The 17,376-nt window shown below is 38.0% G+C and carries 15 protein-coding genes; 2 read left to right on the top strand and 13 right to left on the bottom strand.

From position 1 onward, the window contains the following. Window positions 1-25: 25 nt before the first annotated feature. Complete coding sequence (locus ADHAQ_RS0122280; protein WP_026464815.1) at window positions 26-1,165, top strand: glycosyltransferase; 1,140 nt, start codon at window positions 26-28, stop codon at window positions 1,163-1,165. 50 nt (window positions 1,166-1,215) lie between these two features. Then, the gene (locus ADHAQ_RS0122275) at window positions 1,216-2,598 is read left to right on the top strand and encodes an undecaprenyl-phosphate glucose phosphotransferase (RefSeq protein WP_026464814.1); all 1,383 of its coding nucleotides are present in this window, start codon (window positions 1,216-1,218) and stop codon (window positions 2,596-2,598) included. Between the two features lie 88 nt (window positions 2,599-2,686). Here the strand turns inward: ADHAQ_RS0122275 and ADHAQ_RS0122270 are convergent, their stop codons facing one another. From ADHAQ_RS0122270 to ADHAQ_RS0122210, 13 genes are all read right to left on the bottom strand, one after another. Further along, window positions 2,687-3,667: a pyruvate dehydrogenase complex E1 component subunit beta gene (locus tag ADHAQ_RS0122270; RefSeq protein ID WP_026464813.1), complete on the bottom strand. Its 981-nt coding sequence runs from the start codon at window positions 3,665-3,667 to the stop codon at window positions 2,687-2,689. A gap of 140 nt (window positions 3,668-3,807) precedes the next feature. Beyond that, window positions 3,808-5,508 (bottom strand): tetratricopeptide repeat protein, encoded by a 1,701-nt coding sequence (locus tag ADHAQ_RS0122265; RefSeq protein ID WP_211240606.1) that lies wholly within the window; start codon window positions 5,506-5,508, stop codon window positions 3,808-3,810. Between the two features lie 402 nt (window positions 5,509-5,910). Further along, entirely contained in the window at window positions 5,911-6,963 is a 1,053-nt protein-coding gene (locus ADHAQ_RS0122260) for a glycosyltransferase family 2 protein (RefSeq protein WP_245590650.1), read from the bottom strand. After that, a complete protein-coding gene (locus ADHAQ_RS0122255) occupies window positions 6,953-7,288 on the bottom strand; it encodes a YbaB/EbfC family nucleoid-associated protein (RefSeq protein WP_026464810.1) in 336 nt (111 codons plus the stop codon). Before ADHAQ_RS0122255 ends, ADHAQ_RS0122260 begins: the two co-directional genes overlap by 11 nt. A gap of 70 nt (window positions 7,289-7,358) precedes the next feature. Further along, complete coding sequence (locus ADHAQ_RS0122250) at window positions 7,359-9,260, bottom strand: T9SS C-terminal target domain-containing protein (RefSeq protein WP_026464809.1); 1,902 nt, start codon at window positions 9,258-9,260, stop codon at window positions 7,359-7,361. After that, a complete protein-coding gene (locus ADHAQ_RS0122245) occupies window positions 9,257-10,390 on the bottom strand; it encodes an aromatic amino acid lyase (protein ID WP_026464808.1) in 1,134 nt (377 codons plus the stop codon). The genes ADHAQ_RS0122250 and ADHAQ_RS0122245 overlap by 4 nt, the downstream gene beginning before the upstream one ends. Before the next feature lie 2 nt (window positions 10,391-10,392). Then, entirely contained in the window at window positions 10,393-11,766 is a 1,374-nt protein-coding gene (hisS, locus tag ADHAQ_RS0122240) for a histidine--tRNA ligase (RefSeq protein ID WP_026464807.1), read from the bottom strand. Window positions 11,767-11,945: 179 nt separating this feature from the next. Beyond that, entirely contained in the window at window positions 11,946-13,508 is a 1,563-nt protein-coding gene (locus tag ADHAQ_RS0122235; RefSeq protein ID WP_026464806.1) for a bifunctional GNAT family N-acetyltransferase/carbon-nitrogen hydrolase family protein, read from the bottom strand. A 207-nt stretch (window positions 13,509-13,715) separates the two neighbouring features. Beyond that, window positions 13,716-14,648 carry a bifunctional riboflavin kinase/FAD synthetase gene (locus ADHAQ_RS0122230; protein ID WP_026464805.1) on the bottom strand — a complete coding sequence of 311 codons (933 nt, stop codon included), beginning with the start codon at window positions 14,646-14,648 and terminating at the stop codon, window positions 13,716-13,718. Further along, complete coding sequence (gene truB, locus ADHAQ_RS0122225) at window positions 14,632-15,324, bottom strand: tRNA pseudouridine(55) synthase TruB (RefSeq protein WP_026464804.1); 693 nt, start codon at window positions 15,322-15,324, stop codon at window positions 14,632-14,634. The genes ADHAQ_RS0122230 and truB overlap by 17 nt, the downstream gene beginning before the upstream one ends. A 2-nt stretch (window positions 15,325-15,326) precedes the next feature. Continuing rightward, window positions 15,327-16,166 carry an undecaprenyl-diphosphate phosphatase gene (locus tag ADHAQ_RS0122220; RefSeq protein ID WP_026464803.1) on the bottom strand — a complete coding sequence of 280 codons (840 nt, stop codon included), beginning with the start codon at window positions 16,164-16,166 and terminating at the stop codon, window positions 15,327-15,329. Beyond that, a complete protein-coding gene (locus ADHAQ_RS0122215; protein ID WP_026464802.1) occupies window positions 16,167-16,382 on the bottom strand; it encodes a DUF3098 domain-containing protein in 216 nt (71 codons plus the stop codon). It lies immediately after the preceding gene. 51 nt (window positions 16,383-16,433) lie between these two features. Continuing rightward, complete coding sequence (locus ADHAQ_RS0122210) at window positions 16,434-17,333, bottom strand: cell division protein FtsX (protein WP_026464801.1); 900 nt, start codon at window positions 17,331-17,333, stop codon at window positions 16,434-16,436. Window positions 17,334-17,376 lie beyond the last annotated feature (43 nt).

Below are 17,376 nucleotides of genomic sequence, written 5' to 3'. Positions count from 1 at the left end.
TTTTGACTTTTAAAAAGATATATAAGTGAAATTAGCAATTGTTCACGATGATTTAATGAGACGGGGAGGAGCGGAACAAGTAGCCCGTTGTTTTCATTATGCTTTTCCAGAAGCACCTTTATTTACACTTTGTTACCAACCGGAAGATACTTACCCAGATTTTAAAGAATGTGATGTTCGGACTTCCTGGTACCAGAAAGTGGTTAAAAACGAGAACCAAATGAAAAAGCTATTTTTCCCATTGGGAGTTTTAGCTATGAAACAACTGGATGTGACCGATTATGATGTAGTTTTAATTTCTTCTACTTATTGCGGCAAGTATATAAAGGTTTCTAATAAGGCTTTAGTTATTAATTATTGTCACCAGCCTTTCCGATTGGCCTGGTTTCCGGAATCATACACTGAATATTTACACGCCACAGGTTTAAAAAAGTTGGTAATGAAAACCATGGTAGCTAATTTAAAATACATAGATTACCAGGCTGCCCAACGCACAGATTTTTATCTGGCTAATACAGAGGAAACCAGCCAGAGGATAAAAGAAAAATACAAGTATCAGGGCCATATACCTGTAATTTACCCGCCAGTAGTGGTAAATAATTTTGCAATAGCTGAGAAGATAGAAGATTATTATTTAATGGTTACGCGTTTAGAGTATTATAAACGTGTCGATTTAGCCATTGACGCTTTCAATACCTTAGGTTATAAATTGATAATTGTTGGGAAAGGCACCAAAGGCGAAGAATTAAAAAAGAAAGCTAAATCGAATATTATTTTTAAAAGTGGGTTATCTAAAACAGAATTGCAAAAATTGTATGCCGGGTGTAAAGCCCTTGTATTTCCGCAATATGAAGATTTTGGTATAACAGCCTTAGAGGCTAATGCCTCCGGCAGACCGGTAATTGCTTTTGGGCAAGGAGGTGTGTTAGATACTATGGTTCCACTGGTTGATAAAATAAAGGAAAGCACGGCAATTTTCTTTAAAGAACAAGAAGTGAATAGTTTAATTCAGGCGATACAAAAAATGGAAGAAGTTTATTTAAATTTTGATCCTACATTTATTCGAGAAAATGCCCTTCAATTTGATGAAGGTAAGTTTATTGATAGAATACGCAATTTTGTTAATGCAAAGTTTAAGGAAAACAAAAAGCTTATAGTTACTTAAATTCCTTATAAATTTTAATATTTGCACTATCAATTCATCTTAAAAACTTAATGCCTGCACAAAACGAAAAGTACATTAAAATTATAAATACTTTAGGCGATCTTGCCTTATTAAATCTTGCAGCCTTTGCAAGTAATTTTACTCGTTTTGGTAATACAGAGCATTATAAGTATCCAAACTATTTAAATCTTATTATTTACTTTAACCTGGCCTGGATAGTTTCTGCATCTATTCTTAATATTTATAATATTAAAAGAACGACCCGGATAACTTATATTGTCAGTAACCTGATAAAACATATCGTTTTATTTATTCTGATAATAGAAGCCAGTTTGAATATAACCCAAGAGTATTCTATATCCAGGACATACTTGACCCATACCTACCTGCTAATGGTTCTGTTTATGACCCTGTGGCGAATTGGTTTAACCTTTTTATTACAGCACCATCGGATTAGAGGCGGCAATTATAAAAAAGTTGTTATTGTTGGTTTTAATAAAGCTTCCAATCAACTGCGTAAATATTTTGAGAATAATCCCGAGTATGGCTACCGGTATCTTGGTTTTTTTGATGATAATACTAGGAATAACAGTAAATTTTTAGGTTCCATAAGCGCTGTTCAGAGTTTTGTTAAAGAGTATGAAGTGGATGAAATTTATTGTTCAGCCTTTAATTTAACAAGCACCCAGGTTACGCAACTAATTGATTTTGCTGAAGATAATTTTGTAAGACTGAAATTTATTCCGGAGTCTAACCTGATTCAGTCCAGGAAATTAAGCGTAGATTTTTACGATTTATTGCCTGTAATGAATTTGCGTCCAATTCCTTTGGACGATGTGTTTAATAAGTTTGCTAAAAGAAGTTTTGATATTGTGTTTTCTTCTCTGGTAATTTTATTTCTTCTATCCTGGGTTATTCCATTAATAGGAATTATAATAAAAATAGATTCTCCGGGACCCATCTTCTTTAGGCAAATGCGAAACGGGCGTAATAATAAAGCTTTTGCCTGTTTTAAGTTTAGAAGTATGTATATAAATGACGATGCAGATACTAAACAGGCGACTAAAGGTGATGGTAGAATTACTAAGATAGGAGCATTTCTTCGCAAAAGCAGTTTAGATGAATTGCCTCAGTTTTTTAATGTATTAATTGGCGATATGTCAGTTGTTGGACCAAGGCCACACCCAATTAAATTAAATGAAAATTATCGCCGTATCATCGACCGGTATATGTCGCGGCATTTAATTAAACCTGGTGTTACCGGACTGGCTCAGGTAATGGGTTATAGAGGAGAAACTTCAGAGCCGCATCAAATGAAAAACAGAATTAAATTTGATGTGTTTTATGTAGAAAACTGGACTTTTTTATTCGATATAAAAATAATCCTTATTACTATTTTTAATGCATTTAAAGGCGATAAGAACGCTTATTAGCAAAATAAGGTTTTAATTTATTAATCTACTACAAAACTAAAAAGGCTTCCTGTTTGGGAAGCCTTTTTAGTTTTGTAGTAGATTAGTTCTACTTTTTATATAATACGTCTTTAACAGCCTTAACAGTTCTTTCTATATTAGGCAAAGAGGCTTCAATTAGGGTAGGCGCATAAGGCAAAGGTACATCGCGGCAGGTTACACGTTTAACTGGAGCATCTAAATAGTCAAATGAGTTATGCTGAACGTTGAATGCAATTTCAGATGAGATAGATGCTAAAGGCCAGGCCTCTTCCACTACTACCAATCGGTTGGTTTTCTTTACCGATTCGTTAATAGCTTTATAATCAATCGGACGAACGGTGCGTAAATCGATTACTTCCGCTGAAATACCTTCTTTCTGCAGTTCTTCGGCAGCAGCAATTACAATTTTCATCATTTTCCCGAAAGAAACAATCGTAACATCGTTACCGGCACGTTTCACATCAGCTACACCAATCGGAATAACATATTCTTCTTCTGGCACTTCTCCTTTGTCGCCATACATTTGTTCCGACTCCATAAAAATAACCGGATCTTCATCCCTGATAGAGGCTTTTAAAAGACCTTTTGCATCGTATGGGTTGCTTGGTACTACTACTTTTAATCCAGGAGTATTAGCAAACCAATTTTCAAAGTTTTGTGAGTGCTGAGATGAAAGCATACCTGCACTACCAGTTGGTCCGCGGAAAACCATTGGTGCAGTATATTGACCACCTGACATTGACATTATTTTAGCAGCAGAGTTGATGATTTGGTCTATGGCTACTAAAGAAAAGTTAAAAGTCATGAACTCAATAATAGGACGTAAACCATTCATGGCTGCACCTACACCAATACCGGCAAAACCTAATTCGGCAATTGGGGTATCGATTACGCGTTCCGGACCAAATTCGTCAAGCATTCCTTGGCTTACTTTATAAGCTCCGTTGTACTCGGCAACTTCTTCACCCATCAGAAAAATACGTTCGTCACGTCTCATTTCTTCTGACATGGCTTCGCGTAGGGCTTCTCTAAACTGTATTGTTCGCATGTTATATGGTTATCAAAAATTTTGTAAGCTAAATAATTGAAAGCTTAAAGCTAATTCATCCCTCAAAGGTAAAAATGAAAATGTAATTTTTTACCCTTTTGCTAAATATTTTACTCTTAAAATGAATATTTGTAACAGATTTATTTAAGAGCAGCTTTAAAAAATGGTTGTTGCATATAAGGTTTAAATTCTAAATCTTCAATGGCTTTTCTTACATAAGATTTATCGGCTCTTATGGCTTTGTTCAGGTTATACGCCAGTAGGTTTTTATCTTTAGTACGGGCGGCCAGAATAGCTTGTGAATAATAAGCTAAGGCATCGTTAGGTTTTAAGGCCAGCGCTTCTTCGTAAAATTTAGTTGCCTGGTCATAATTTTCTTTTAGCATGTAGCACAAACCTCTATTAATATAGTTCTGATAACTGGTGCCCGCATACGATAAACTATTCAACGCATCATCTACCTGACCAATTTCTATTTCTAATGCGGCTTTATCTGAAAAAATTTGCTGAAGCAGCGGCAGAGATCCTCCTAGTTTGATGGCGTAATCATAGGCCTGAAGTGCTTCAAGAAAATTGCCAAGCGTTTGGTGGGCAGAAGCTAAATGGTAAAAGTTTTCGGCGTTCGGATTTCGGTGGCTGGCATACGTTAAGTTTTTAATAGCGGCCTCTAACATAGCCTTTTTGGAAACCGGTTTATTTTGCCGCTTGGCCATCTGGAAGTAAACTATTCCCAGATTATGATAATCCTGCCAATAGTCTGATGTAGTGACTGCTTTTTCATAAATTTTTTGTTTTTCAGCTAATAACGGGGTTAAGGTAGCGGAATAACGTAATTCTTCCTCTGATAAGGCTTCCTGGTCTACTTTTTCTTCTACAATTTTTTTGGAAAGCAGATATATTTCGTAATTTTTCTTCTGAACAGGTATAAATTCTATTTTCACTTCCGCAAAGCGGAGTACCGGGTATACATATAAATCTATATACTCGTAAGATTCCAGCTTCTGTAATTTCCTGTCTTTTTCAGCGTCATCTCCCGGACCAGTTGCAATAGCTACTATTTGTTGAATTTCATCTTTTGGTAAAGCAGAACTTTGAATTTTTTGAACAAAAAGATCCCAGGAACTCGAAATACCATGGGTTTGGAAGGAAATATTATTGGCCGTGTTGGTGTAATTGCTTACTTTTAGTTTATGCCGGTAAAATTTTTCCAGATAGGCGGCCCGTCTCTGAGCTAAGTTTCCTTTTTGAGTTTCTTCTTTCTCTGAAGATTGAAAACCTATTATTTCTACTTTATTGGTCTTGTAATTAGCTTCTATAAAATCATTTAAAATTGATATACTGGATCCCATAAAACTCCTGGGATTTAATTCTCCTTTTTCATAGAAAACAGTTAAAGTATTAGTTTCCTCATTATCTGGTTTATAAGCATCCGTTACAAAATTTACCTGGTTGTTGTGAGCTATTAACTTAGATGTTGTTACAATGCCATTCGCCAGCGGGAACATGGTAGTTCTTTTACTACGGCCCTTAGGGGTACTGGCAACTCCTTGTACCCACAGCCGGCCCGGATTTTTTTGAGGCAAATAAGGAAAGGAAAACTGTTGCGTTATAGTAGGTTTTTTATTTTCATAAATAAAATCGCCGGGCAGAAAAACCAGCTGACCAACAGGATCTTCCTTATTAAGGTCATAGCGGTAAAAAAATGCTAAGCTATAAAAGGCTTTCTTCCGGATCATGGCGGGAGGTATCTGAGCTTTTACCTCAAACAATACATTTTCCCCGGAAACCTCTAACAGCTTTGGCTCAACCCATATTTTTTGATTCCGGCTTAAGGTTATCATTTTAGATAATGTGCAGCCATGTATGAAAGGAACCAATAAGGTAAGAAATAAAAAAGTCTGCCGGAAGGGGTATTTAACGTATTTTTTCATATCCTGGTAGCACTTATTTGCGTATAGGGCACATTGTGCAATACTACAAATTAGTAAATAATTAAAGTTTGGTTAATTTATTGGCCAGCTTCCTTTTATATATTATCTTACACATTATTTTTACCGCGGATGGAACGTTTACAATATTTTCTGGAATCGCAAGCGTTTGGGGTCTGCACTAAAATCGGTGAAAAACTTGGTTTTGCTACCAGCAGCATACGCTTATCCTTTATTTACTTATCGTTTTTAACGTTTGGTTCTCCGTTAATCGTGTACCTGATGTTAGCATTTTGGATAAATATCCGGAAATGCTTAAGAAGGCAGCGTAGCACTATCTGGGACTTCTAAACTTTTATAAAAGCGTTTTCCTTTTATAAAATATTGCCAGACCACACTTTTATTATAAATTATTTGTGCCGGCTGATTACTGGTTTTAGGACTTAATTGCCTTTGCTTGTACCAATACTTTCTATTTTTTACTAAATGCCAGTGTGCTTTGAAAACGGCTAATCCATCGCGCCACTGGCCCTCACTGGTAAACTTCAAGGCTGCAATCCAATCTAATATGATGCGGATTAACAGCAGGAAGTACAGGTTTGGATCAGAACTATTCTTGTAAAATAAAGCCAACCCGTTTCTGAAATTTAGGTAAGTTTTCCGGGAGTTAGATTTATGGAGAGTGCCACCGCCAACATGATAAATTTCGCTATGCCCGCAGTACATAACTTTATAACCGGCATTTTGTAAGCGCCAGCACAAATCAATTTCTTCCATGTGGGCAAAAAAGGCTGGCTCCAAGCCACCTAGTTCCCAAAAAGCTTTTGCTCTAACAAACATACAGGCCCCGGTAGCCCAAAATACGGGTTGTATATCATTATATTGCCCGTTATCTTTTTCCAGGGTTTCAAATACACGTCCCCGGCAAAAAGGGTAACCCAAGAAATCTATTAAACCGCCACCGGCTCCGGCATATTCAAAATACGCCCGGTCAAAAAAAGATTTAATTTTAGGCTGGCAAGCGGCAATAGATACATCACCGGACAATAATTGTAGAATAGGGGCTATCCAATTGGGAGTTACCTCAACATCTGAGTTCAACAAGACATAGAATTCTGCCTCCACTAGTTTTAGGGCCGTATTGTAGCCCTCGCAGAACCCCAGGTTTTGTTTATGATGGATTAGTTTTACTTCTGGAAAGTAATTTTCTAAAAAAGAAACAGAATCATCAGTAGAGGCATTATCAGCCACAATTACCTGGGCGCCAGCTGACTGAGCCAAAACACCAGGCAGGAATTGTTCCAGAAATTTCCGGCCATTCCAATTTAAGATTACTATTGCTACGTTTGGAAAGTGATTAGAAACCAAGATTACCTAAATCAAAACCAGGGATATTAGGAATTAAGCCTTCCGTCTGCCGTTTCATTTCATCTTTTGCCTTTTCACTGGCTTCGTCCATAGCTTTGTTAACGGCCGCTACCACCAAATCCGTAACCATATCCTTATCCTCTTTATTTAATAAAGATTCATCTATGTCAATGCTGATTACTCGTTTAAGACCATTAACTTTTGCTTTAACCAAACCGGCACCCGATTCGGCAGTTACGGTAATAAATTGCAAGCTGTCCTGGGCCTCTTTCATTTTGCCCTGTACTTCTTTCAGCTTGTTCATCATATTAAACATATCAAACATAAATTTCCTTTCTTTTATTTAAACTCAAAAATACGCTGTTTTAGCTAAACGTAAAAATAGATTTATCCGCTTATCGTAATAAGGTAATGGTACCTGTTTTATTGTATATTTTGCCGTTATCATCTGTAGCGTTTAAAGCATACGAATAAACACCGGGAGTCGCTTCCTTGCCATTAATCCTTCCATCCCAGGAATGGTTTTGATTGGTGCTTTCAAATATCCCTTCGCCCCACCGGTTATAGATCACCATTTTGAAAGATCTGATAAACTGTCCTTTTACCTCAAACTTATCATTGAGACCATCGCCATTAGGAGTAAAGGCGGTAGGTATCAGTAGCTGAGTCTCTCTTTTTAAGTTTAGGGTATTGGAATAGCTTATCTCATTTGCATGATTACCAACCGCCTTAATTCTAAAATTTACTTGTTGTTCTGTGTTGTTTGTGGTTGTAAAAGTATTGCCGCTCGCAACACTGCTGGTGGTTACCTGGCCTGAAGCATCTACCTGTTCAACCAGATATTGCTGAATACCGTTTGGGAACCCCTGAAATGGCGTCCAGGATAGTTCTATATTACCTAAGGTGAAAGTGCCCGTCAGGAAAATTGGGCAGGTAATATTGGTTAATTCTGAGGCTTGCCCACAGTTATTAGTAAAAAATGCCTGGTAGCAAGGTGTAGGTCCGGTTAAAGTTACTTTATTATCTATCGTAATATTTTGTTCGCCGGTAGCCAAACTAACGAAAGTATTGCTGCCCGCACTTTTTTGAAAGGAATAAGACTTCGGGCTTTCGGAAGTAGGAGGTATCACCGTTAATTGTACCTGATTATTGGGGGTGAAGGTACTTATTAAAAAACCTCCGGCAGGTTTTTGAGTGGAATTGGCAGTAATAGTTACTTCGTTGGAAGTAGAAGTATTACTGCCTAACCTGGCTATTAGTTGATAGCGGTAATTTGTACCGCAGGTAACATTTCTATCAATAAAAGTAATTGAGTCAGGATGAATAGCAGTTTGGTAGTCGGTTCCATTTCGTTTAAGCACGTACCCCGAGGCATTGGGAACCGACGACCAACTTAGTTTTATTTTGTTATTTCCGGCTACAACCGTTAGTGGCAAACTGCTAATACTGTTGGAAGCAGGTAAAGCAGAATTACATACATCTGTAACCCGAATTCTAAAGCTGGAGGAGTTCTGGGTATTCAGGTCTTGGATAGTTCTGGTAACAACTCCTGAAGTGGGATTTTTTACTGTATCAATCGGGATGAAATTATTATTGCTTTGTTTTTCAACAATATAATAATATTCTGCCTGTAAATTGCCAAAAGTAATAGCAACGCTGCCAGAAGTATTTAAATTAGTAATTTGGACTTGTTGCAAGGAAGGAGTAGGGGCTGTTGGTAAAGCCTGAACCCTGGTTTCCTTAGATATTTCACAGGTGGCTCCGGTAAATTTACCGGTTACTGTAATTTTACTGCTAGTGCCCGGCGCATATTGGTGGTTAATGAATGCTCCTTGGCCCACTACTTGTACCCGCGTATTATCATTAAAATTTACAGAAAATTGATTAAGCTTTGTATCCGTAATTTTAACCAGAACCAAGCCATTGGCACAGGCACTAACGGTGTATTCCGGTTCCTGTAAGGCTATAACAGTAATAGTACGTTCATGCTGTTTTATGCCTTCTGCTCCTAAATTTACCAGTTGCGTTACCGTATAGGTGCCAGGAGTATTATAGGTTACATTTTTAGTTGTATCGGTTGAGAATTGGAGACCATTTTTGGCTTCAAAATCATAATATTCTTTATCCGGCTGACTGTTGGGCAAGCAAGATTTCGCCCGAAGTTTTTCTCCCACACAAATAACCGTGGTTTCCTGACCTAAACTGTTAAAGAAGCGAAAACCATTTGGGCATGATTGGGCTATTGCAAATTGGCAGATCCAAACCTGAAATAAAAAGAATAAGGCTAATCTTCTCAAGTTAATGCAATAGGAGTTGTATTTGTAATAAACGTTTGGACTTTTACCAATTGGTCTTTTACTGTTTCTTTAGGAACGTATAAACTGGAATGATAATATGTACCTAAGGTTAAATTTCCTTCGGCTAAATTAAATACTTTTCCTACCTGCGTTACAGACCAGAAGCCTAACGCCATAACTTGTTCGGTTAGCTTAACTAAGATGTTAAATTGTTCATTTAGTACCGGCATGTTCTGCTGGGTTAAGCTAATGCTGGTAACTTGTTGTTGCAGGAATATTGTTAATTCATGCGCTAAAGAAAAGCTGCTAAGGGCAGGAGGCTCCGAAGTAGCCATTAAATTAGTAAACGTTTCTGCTGTGTAAGAAGCTATTAAATTAACAGATTCTGAAAGCGTAACCAAAAAATGGTTGAGAAGGCTTTCTAAATTTTTACTTTGATCCGGAGCTGCTAATTCAGCCTCTACGGCTTCTTGTAGTGCCTCAAAAGCAGTAGTCAGTTCCGAGGCTCCTTTATTTTTACCTTCCACTGGTGAGGCAATTTGCTCAAATACCTTTGATAGATAGGTATACCAATTTAGATATGGTTTTAATTGAATAAGCGAATGGGCCAGGAAAGTAAACCTAAAACTTTTTGTCCGGACAAACATTTGAACTTCTGCTGGCGATAAAGGTAACGGATCCCAACTGAACATTTCCAGTACATCTGCTGCGTTCAATTCATAACTCTGGAAACGCACTTTCCCTTTGCCCAATAAAGGCGCTGCCAATTGTGCTAAAAGGCTTGCTTCCGGGGCAGGTTTCAAAACTATAGGAAATACCTCCCGGTTATAAAAAGCCAACAGCCGGTTTAATATGGAATCAGGTACCGGCGAATCAGGCGTTTTACCAAGCAGGTAAATCTGCAGAGTTAAAGCTAATCGGATGATATCTTCTGGCAACTCCGCCTCAAAACCTATTACATGAGCCTCCAGGTAGGCTTCGGCAACTGCCGTCTGTACTTGCTTGTCTGCTTGCGGTTCTTCTTGTTTCCTGGTTAACGAATCAGCGTCTAATTCCAGTAAAGGTTTTTCCTTCACAACACTGGTCAGATTGGCCAAGGTAAGCTGCCTATTGGTAATAGCTAAAGCCATAGTTATTGCTGTTGCAGGATGGATATAATTTCTTCAGCCCTTAAAGCTTGTTGTTCACCGGTTTGCATATTCTTTAATTGTAAAATCCCGGTTTGCATTTCTTCAGAACCAACCAATAATACAAAAGGTATTTTCTTCTGATCAGCATAAGTCATTTGCTTTTTAAGCTTGGCCGCTTCCGGGTAAAGTTCTGTGGCAATATTACCTTGCCGGAATTGCTGCAACAACGGCAACGAGTATTGTTCAGAAGCTTTATCAAAATTTATTATGAGCAGTTTGGTAATGGTTTGGCCGGAAGCCGGGAATAGATTTAGTTCTTCCATTACATCGTAAATACGGTCTACACCAAAAGAAAAACCAACACCAGATACATCGGGCAAACCAAACATACCGGTTAAGTTATCGTACCGGCCGCCACCGCTAATACTGCCCATATTGGCATTATTAACTTTAACCTCAAATATGCAACCGGTGTAGTAGGAGAGTCCGCGTGCTAAGGCAATGTCCAGCGAAACATTGGCATTTTTAATTTGGAAGTTCTTCAGGTAGGCAAATACCTCCTGTATTTGGCTTAAACCACGCTGCCCTTCTTCCGAATCTTTTAAAATTTCAGTTAGTGCGTTTAAGATAGAGGTATTATCGCCGGCAATATTTAAAATTGGTTCTAATGCCGAGATGGATTCTGCTGTAATGCCTCTTTCAAGAAGTTCTTTTTGTACGCCTTCCAGTCCAATTTTATCGAGTTTATCAATGGCTACACAAATTTCAGCCTCCCGTCCCTTTTGGCCAATAGCTTCGGCAATACCTGCTAAAATGCCACGGTGGTTTATTTTAATAGTAAAATCGGTTATACCTAAATTACTAAGTACTTCATCCATCATCAGCACAATCTCTGCCTCACAAAGCAAGGATCTGGTGCCCACTACGTCGGCATCGCATTGGTAAAATTCCCGGTAACGGCCCCGTTGTGGCCGGTCAGCCCGCCATACCGGCTGAATTTGGTACCGCTTAAACGGGAAACTGATTTCGTTCCGGTTCATTACCACAAAGCGGGCAAAGGGTACCGTTAAATCATAGCGTAAAGCTTTTTCTGAAATCTTGCGCAACAGGTTTTTGCTACCGGCTTCGTAGTCGGTTGCCGTAGTTTTAGTTAAATAGTCGCCAGAATTTAATATTTTAAAGATAAGTTGATCGCCTTCCTCGCCATATTTACCAGTAAGTACTGATAAATTTTCCATGGCTGGTGTTTCTAATGGCTGGTAACCAAACTTCTCGAATGTCTTACGAATTGTAGAAAATATATAATTCCGCTTTACAACTACTTGCGGACCAAAATCACGGGTTCCTTTCGGAATAGAAGGTTTCTCTTTGCTCATGCTCTCTAATAATAGCACGCAAATTTAGTTATTTGATTTTAGTGTTTTGTAAATAGTAGGCAGAATTTAAACTTTAGAATATTTGGTAGTATATAAATAGGTTTGCGAAAAGTATTTTTGGTGCTTATAAATAAAAAAGGCTCCTGCAATTCAGGAGCCTTTTTTATTTATAATTAAGGTTAAAACACTGTATCTGTAATTTCTTTCTTCAATACCCAGCTTAGGCTGTATAGATCTTTCCGGCGGTCGCGCAGGTTTCTTACACTACCAGTAGAATTTAAATCTTTAAGTAAGTCTAAGTCTAAGTCCGCAATTAAAGTCATCTCGGTATTGGGAGTAGCTTCCGCTACCACGGCATCATGAGGAAAGGCAAAATCAGACGGTGAAAAAACAGCCGATTGCGAGTATTGAATATCCATATTCTCCACCCTTGGCAAGTTGCCTACGCTACCGGTTATGGCCACATAACATTCATTTTCGATTGCCCTGGCTTGTGCACAACGGCGTACCCGTAAATAAGCATTTTTGGTATCTGTCCAGTAAGGGACAAATAAAATTTTCATTTCCTCGTCTGAGAGCATCCGCGCTAATTCCGGGAACTCGACATCATAACAAATCAGAATACCAATTTTCCCTATATCCGTATCGAAAGCCTGTAATTTATGGCCTCCCCGTAAACCCCAGTAATGTGCTTCGTCCGGGGTAACGTGTAGTTTATATTGCTTATCGTAAGTGCCATCCCGGCGGCATAAATAACTTACATTATGTAATTGCTTGTTGTTATACTCCGGCATGCTGCCGGCAATAATATTTATGTTATAAGACAAAGCCATATGAATCATGGCTTCCCGAACCTCTGTGGTATAATCTGCTAACGTACGAATAGCTGCAGAAGGAGAGGGGTCATTGGAAAGAGCCATAAGCGGAGCATTAAAAAACTCCGGAAACATAACAATGTCGGCTTTGTAGCTACTTACCGTGTCAACATAAAATTCAATCTGCTGCAGCAAATCATCAATTGATTTTAAGCTACGCATTTGCCATTGCACAATACCAATCCGAACTACTTTTTTCTGCCCGCCAATAATTTCCTCCCGCGGTTCATAATACACATTAATCCATTCCAGCAAAGTGGCATAGGCCTTCGATTCTAAATCGCTCGGCATGTAACTTTTCAGTATTTTCCGAACGTGAAATTCATTACTCAGCTGGAAGGTTAGGATGGGATCATAAATTTCTTTGTTGCGCACCATCTGGATGTACTTTTTTGGCGACATTTTTTCCGAATGCTCCTGGTAACCTGGAATTCTTCCGCCCGCAATAATGGCTCTTAAATTCAGGTTTTCGCACATTTCTTTACGGGCATCATATAAACGCCGGCCTAGGCGTAGGTTCCGGTAGTCAGGATGAACAAAAACATCCACGCCATACAACGTATCGCCATCCGGGTTATGCGTATTAAATTCACCTTTACCTACAATTTCTTCATAGGTATGATTATCTCCATAATCGGAGTATTTTACAATTATACTTAATGCGCCGGCAACTACTTTACCTTTATCTGTAATACATATTTGTCCTTCGGGAAAAGCTCCTAGTAAATTAGCAAACTCGTTTTTAGTCCAGGAACCACCCAAGTTCGAATACACTTTATCCATGATAGCTTTTATAGCCTTATAATCGGATAAGCGTAATTGGCGGAGGGTTAATTTATGTTCAGTTTCTCTATTTTTTTCAGCCATAGCCCTGTAATATCTGTTTTATGCAATAATAGGGATTTGTTTAATTGATAACAGCAGGCTGTTAGAATAAAGTTCTTATTTGGTAAATAAGGCTCTTTGAAGAATTAAAATATTTTTAAAAATAGCGGCAGAACTCCACCTTTTGGGAAAAATAATTTAACCTTTAAAGCAGATTAAGGAGATGATAAAAAACAAAAGAGTGAAGGTTTAATGATTGCTTAAGGCTAGCAATGAGTTTTGTTTGTCTATAAGAAGTTGGGCTTTTAGTGCTTCTAAGCTATTATATTTTTCTTCTGGACGCAGGTACTGGATAAAATGAATGGTTATAAACTGATCGTAAATCTCCTCATTAAAATCAAAAATATTAACCTCCACTGTTTCTGTAGTGCCACCTACTGTAGGGTTGGTTCCTATACTTAACATGCCACAATATAAGTTGTTATTTACTTGTACCTGTACGGCATAGATGCCCTGAGCCGGAATAAGTTTGTAGGCTTCCGGTACCAGAATGTTGGCTGTTGGGTAGCCAATGGTTCGGCCTAATTTCTTGCCGTGAACAACTTGGCCGGTAAGTGAATAGGGCCGGCCCAAATATTTATTGGCTGTAGCTATTTTACCAGACCCTAAAGCGGCTCTTATTTTGGTAGAACTAACGGCCACATGCTCAATGTCATGCTCCGGTATCTCCTCTACCTGAAAGCCATACCGGTGGGCATTTTTACTTAAATAGTCAAAGCTGCCTTCGCGGTTTTTCCCGAAACGGTGATCATAGCCAATCACCAGCACCTTACTTTTAATAGTCTGCACTAATACTTGCTGGATATATTCCTCTGAAGTAAGGTTAGCGAAATCACTGGTAAAAGGAATAATGAGTAAATAATCAATAGGATAAGTACTTAACTGGAAAATACGTTCTTCAATAGTAGACAATAATTTCAAAGAAGCATCACCTGGATTAAGTACCTGCCGGGGATGGGGCCAATAGGTTATCACCACACTTTGACCTCCTGATTGGCTGGCTAATTGAACAAGCCGGTTAATTATTTTCTGATGGCCCTGGTGCACACCATCAAAGGTGCCACTGGTAACAACTGCATGTGCTAATTCCGGAAAATCCTGAAGATTACGAATGACTTCCATCCTGGATTATTTCTTTTCGCAAGGCTAAAATATCATCAAGAGTTAAAGCTTTCTGCAATTCATAAGCACCTATACGGGTACGCACTAATTTAGATAAATGGGCTCCGCAGCCTAAATTTTGACCAAAGTCGCGGGCTAAGCTCCTGATATAAGTGCCTTTAGAACAAATAACTTTAAATGAAACTAAGGGTAACTCAATTCCGGTTATTTCAAAGGCTTTTATTTCTATTTCTTTGGATTTTATTTCAGCCGTATCGCCTCTACGCGCCAAAGTATAAGCCCTTTCACCATTTATTTTAACGGCGGAGTATAACGGAGGCGTTTGTTGGATTAATCCTTCAAAGCTTTTTGCTGCGGCTTTAATGGCTTCTGGTGTTAAGTAAGTATAGTCTTTTACCTCATCCACTTCTGTTTCTAAATCAAAAGAAGGAGTGGTTTGCCCTAAAGTAAAGTGCCCGGTATATTCTTTTTCCTGCGACTGAATTTCTTCAATTTTTTTGGTGAATTTACCGGTACATAAAATTAATAAGCCCTCTGCCAACGGATCCAAGGTTCCGGCATGGCCAATTTTTTTCACCCGTAAAATATTCCGAACTTTTTTTACAACATCAAAAGATGTCCAGGAGAGGGGTTTATTTACTAAAAGTATTTCTCCACTTTCAAAATCAAACTTCATGTCTATACTTTTAGGTCTACACCCATGAGTAACAATACCAATAACAACACGCCTACTATAATGCGGTAATAGCCAAATATTTTAAAGCCGTTTTTGGTTAAAAAGGTTATAAAAAATTTAATTGCTAACATAGCCACCACAAACGCCACCACATTTCCTAGTAATAGCACCTGTAAGTCATGTGCGCTTAATAAATCTAAACTAGCCTGAATTTTAGGTAAATTCATTTTCAGAATATCATCCTTTAAATCCAGGTGCAAAAAATCAGTTAAGAATTTATAGGAAGCAGCGGCCAGCATGGTAGGAATTGCCAGAAAGAAAGAAAATTCGGCGGCAGCTTTCCGGGAAATGCCCTGAGCCAAACCACCAATAATAGAAGCAGCTGATCTGGAAACGCCTGGAACCATGGCAATGCATTGGGCTAACCCAATAACAAAAGCCTGTCGGTTAGAGGGGGTGGTATGAGTAGGATCGTTGTTAAACCACTTGTCAATAAAAAGCAAAACAATACCCCCAAGTACTAAAGAAATGGCTACCGTAGTAACACTTTCCAGGAGCTCATCAATTACATCGTTTAAGGCAAACCCTATTATAATAGCTGGGATGAAAGCAATTAATAATTTCTTATAAAAATCAACAGATTGAAAGAAACGTTTCCAGTACAGTACTACTACAGATAAAATTGCTCCGAACTGGATATTTATCGTAAACATCTTTGTGTATTCAGAAGCACTTATGCCCATCAGGCTGGAAGTGATAATCATGTGTCCGGTAGAAGAAACCGGCAAAAATTCTGTCAGGCCTTCAACAATAGCCAGAATAATAGCGTGCCACCAACTCATTTAAACGTCTTTTTTATCTTTAACCATGATGGCAAAGAATTCAATTATAAAACCTAAGAAAACAACAAGGGGGCCCAAGGTTAAGCCAAAAAAGCCCAATCCGTATTGTTCTTTATCTATTGACATAATGATAAAGCCCAATGCTAACACCGCAATACCGATAAACATGATGATATAGTTTTTCCGGCCGAAGGCAAAATTATTTTTATTCTCCATTCTAAACTTTGAAAAAAGTTTGGTAACTATTATGTAAAGTAATTTTTGAGTTTAATACAGCTCATCCAGCGACATGCCCAGGTACTTTTTTACAGCCCGGTAAGAGCTGAAAAAGCCTAAAATACAGCCTAAAGCAATAAGACATCCAAACAATATGACAATTTGGAGTTCATCGCGGAGCACATACAGTTCATTTAGTTGGTAATAAGCATACTTTAACAAACCCATTAATAAAAGAGATGCCAGTATGCCACTAATAATGCCCTGAAAAGTAGCTCTGTTTAAAAACGGCCGTTGGATAAAATAAGAAGTAGCACCTACTAATTGCATACTCCTGATTAAAAAGCGCTGGGAAAACAATGCCAGTTTTAAAGTGTTATTGATTAAAATAATAACAACCAATACTAGAATACCAGCAAAGCTGATTAGAATAATACTTAATTTTTGAAGGTTCTTATTGATTGAGGTAATCAAGCTTTCTACGTATTGTACTTCAAAAACTCCAGGAATATTTTCAAGGTCGCTTTTAATTTCTTTTAATTGATTTGATTCAGAAAAGTCTGGGTTTATTTTAAGAATATAAGCATCCCGTAAAGGGTTTTCACCCAAGAAGGTTAAAAAGTCTTCGCCACTTTCTTTTATAAATTCTTTAGCGCCTTCTTCTTTAGAAAAAAATCTTACCTGGGCTTCTTTCTCTTTGTAAGCAATGTATTCTTTTTTAGATAATGTCTTTTTTAAAGCAGCTAATTGAGGTTGAGTTAGGTCGCGGTCCAGATAAACCTGAACCTCAATACTTTCTTTGATTATTTTAGAAAGTTTGCCTGCATGAATTAATAAGATTCCAAATAAACCAATCACAAAGAGAGATAGGGTAATACTAAATATTACCATGGTATGCGGGTAATTACCCAACTTCTTTTTCCGGATTGGTTTCAATTGATTTTGTGCCATGCCCAACGTGTTGCCTGCAAAATTAAGAATAAAAACTACAGTA

This window comes from Adhaeribacter aquaticus DSM 16391 (assembly GCF_000473365.1).
Lineage (GTDB): Bacteria > Bacteroidota > Bacteroidia > Cytophagales > Hymenobacteraceae > Adhaeribacter > Adhaeribacter aquaticus.
Note: the sequence above shows the minus strand (reverse complement) of the source record. Positions and strands in the feature narration are given on the sequence as shown.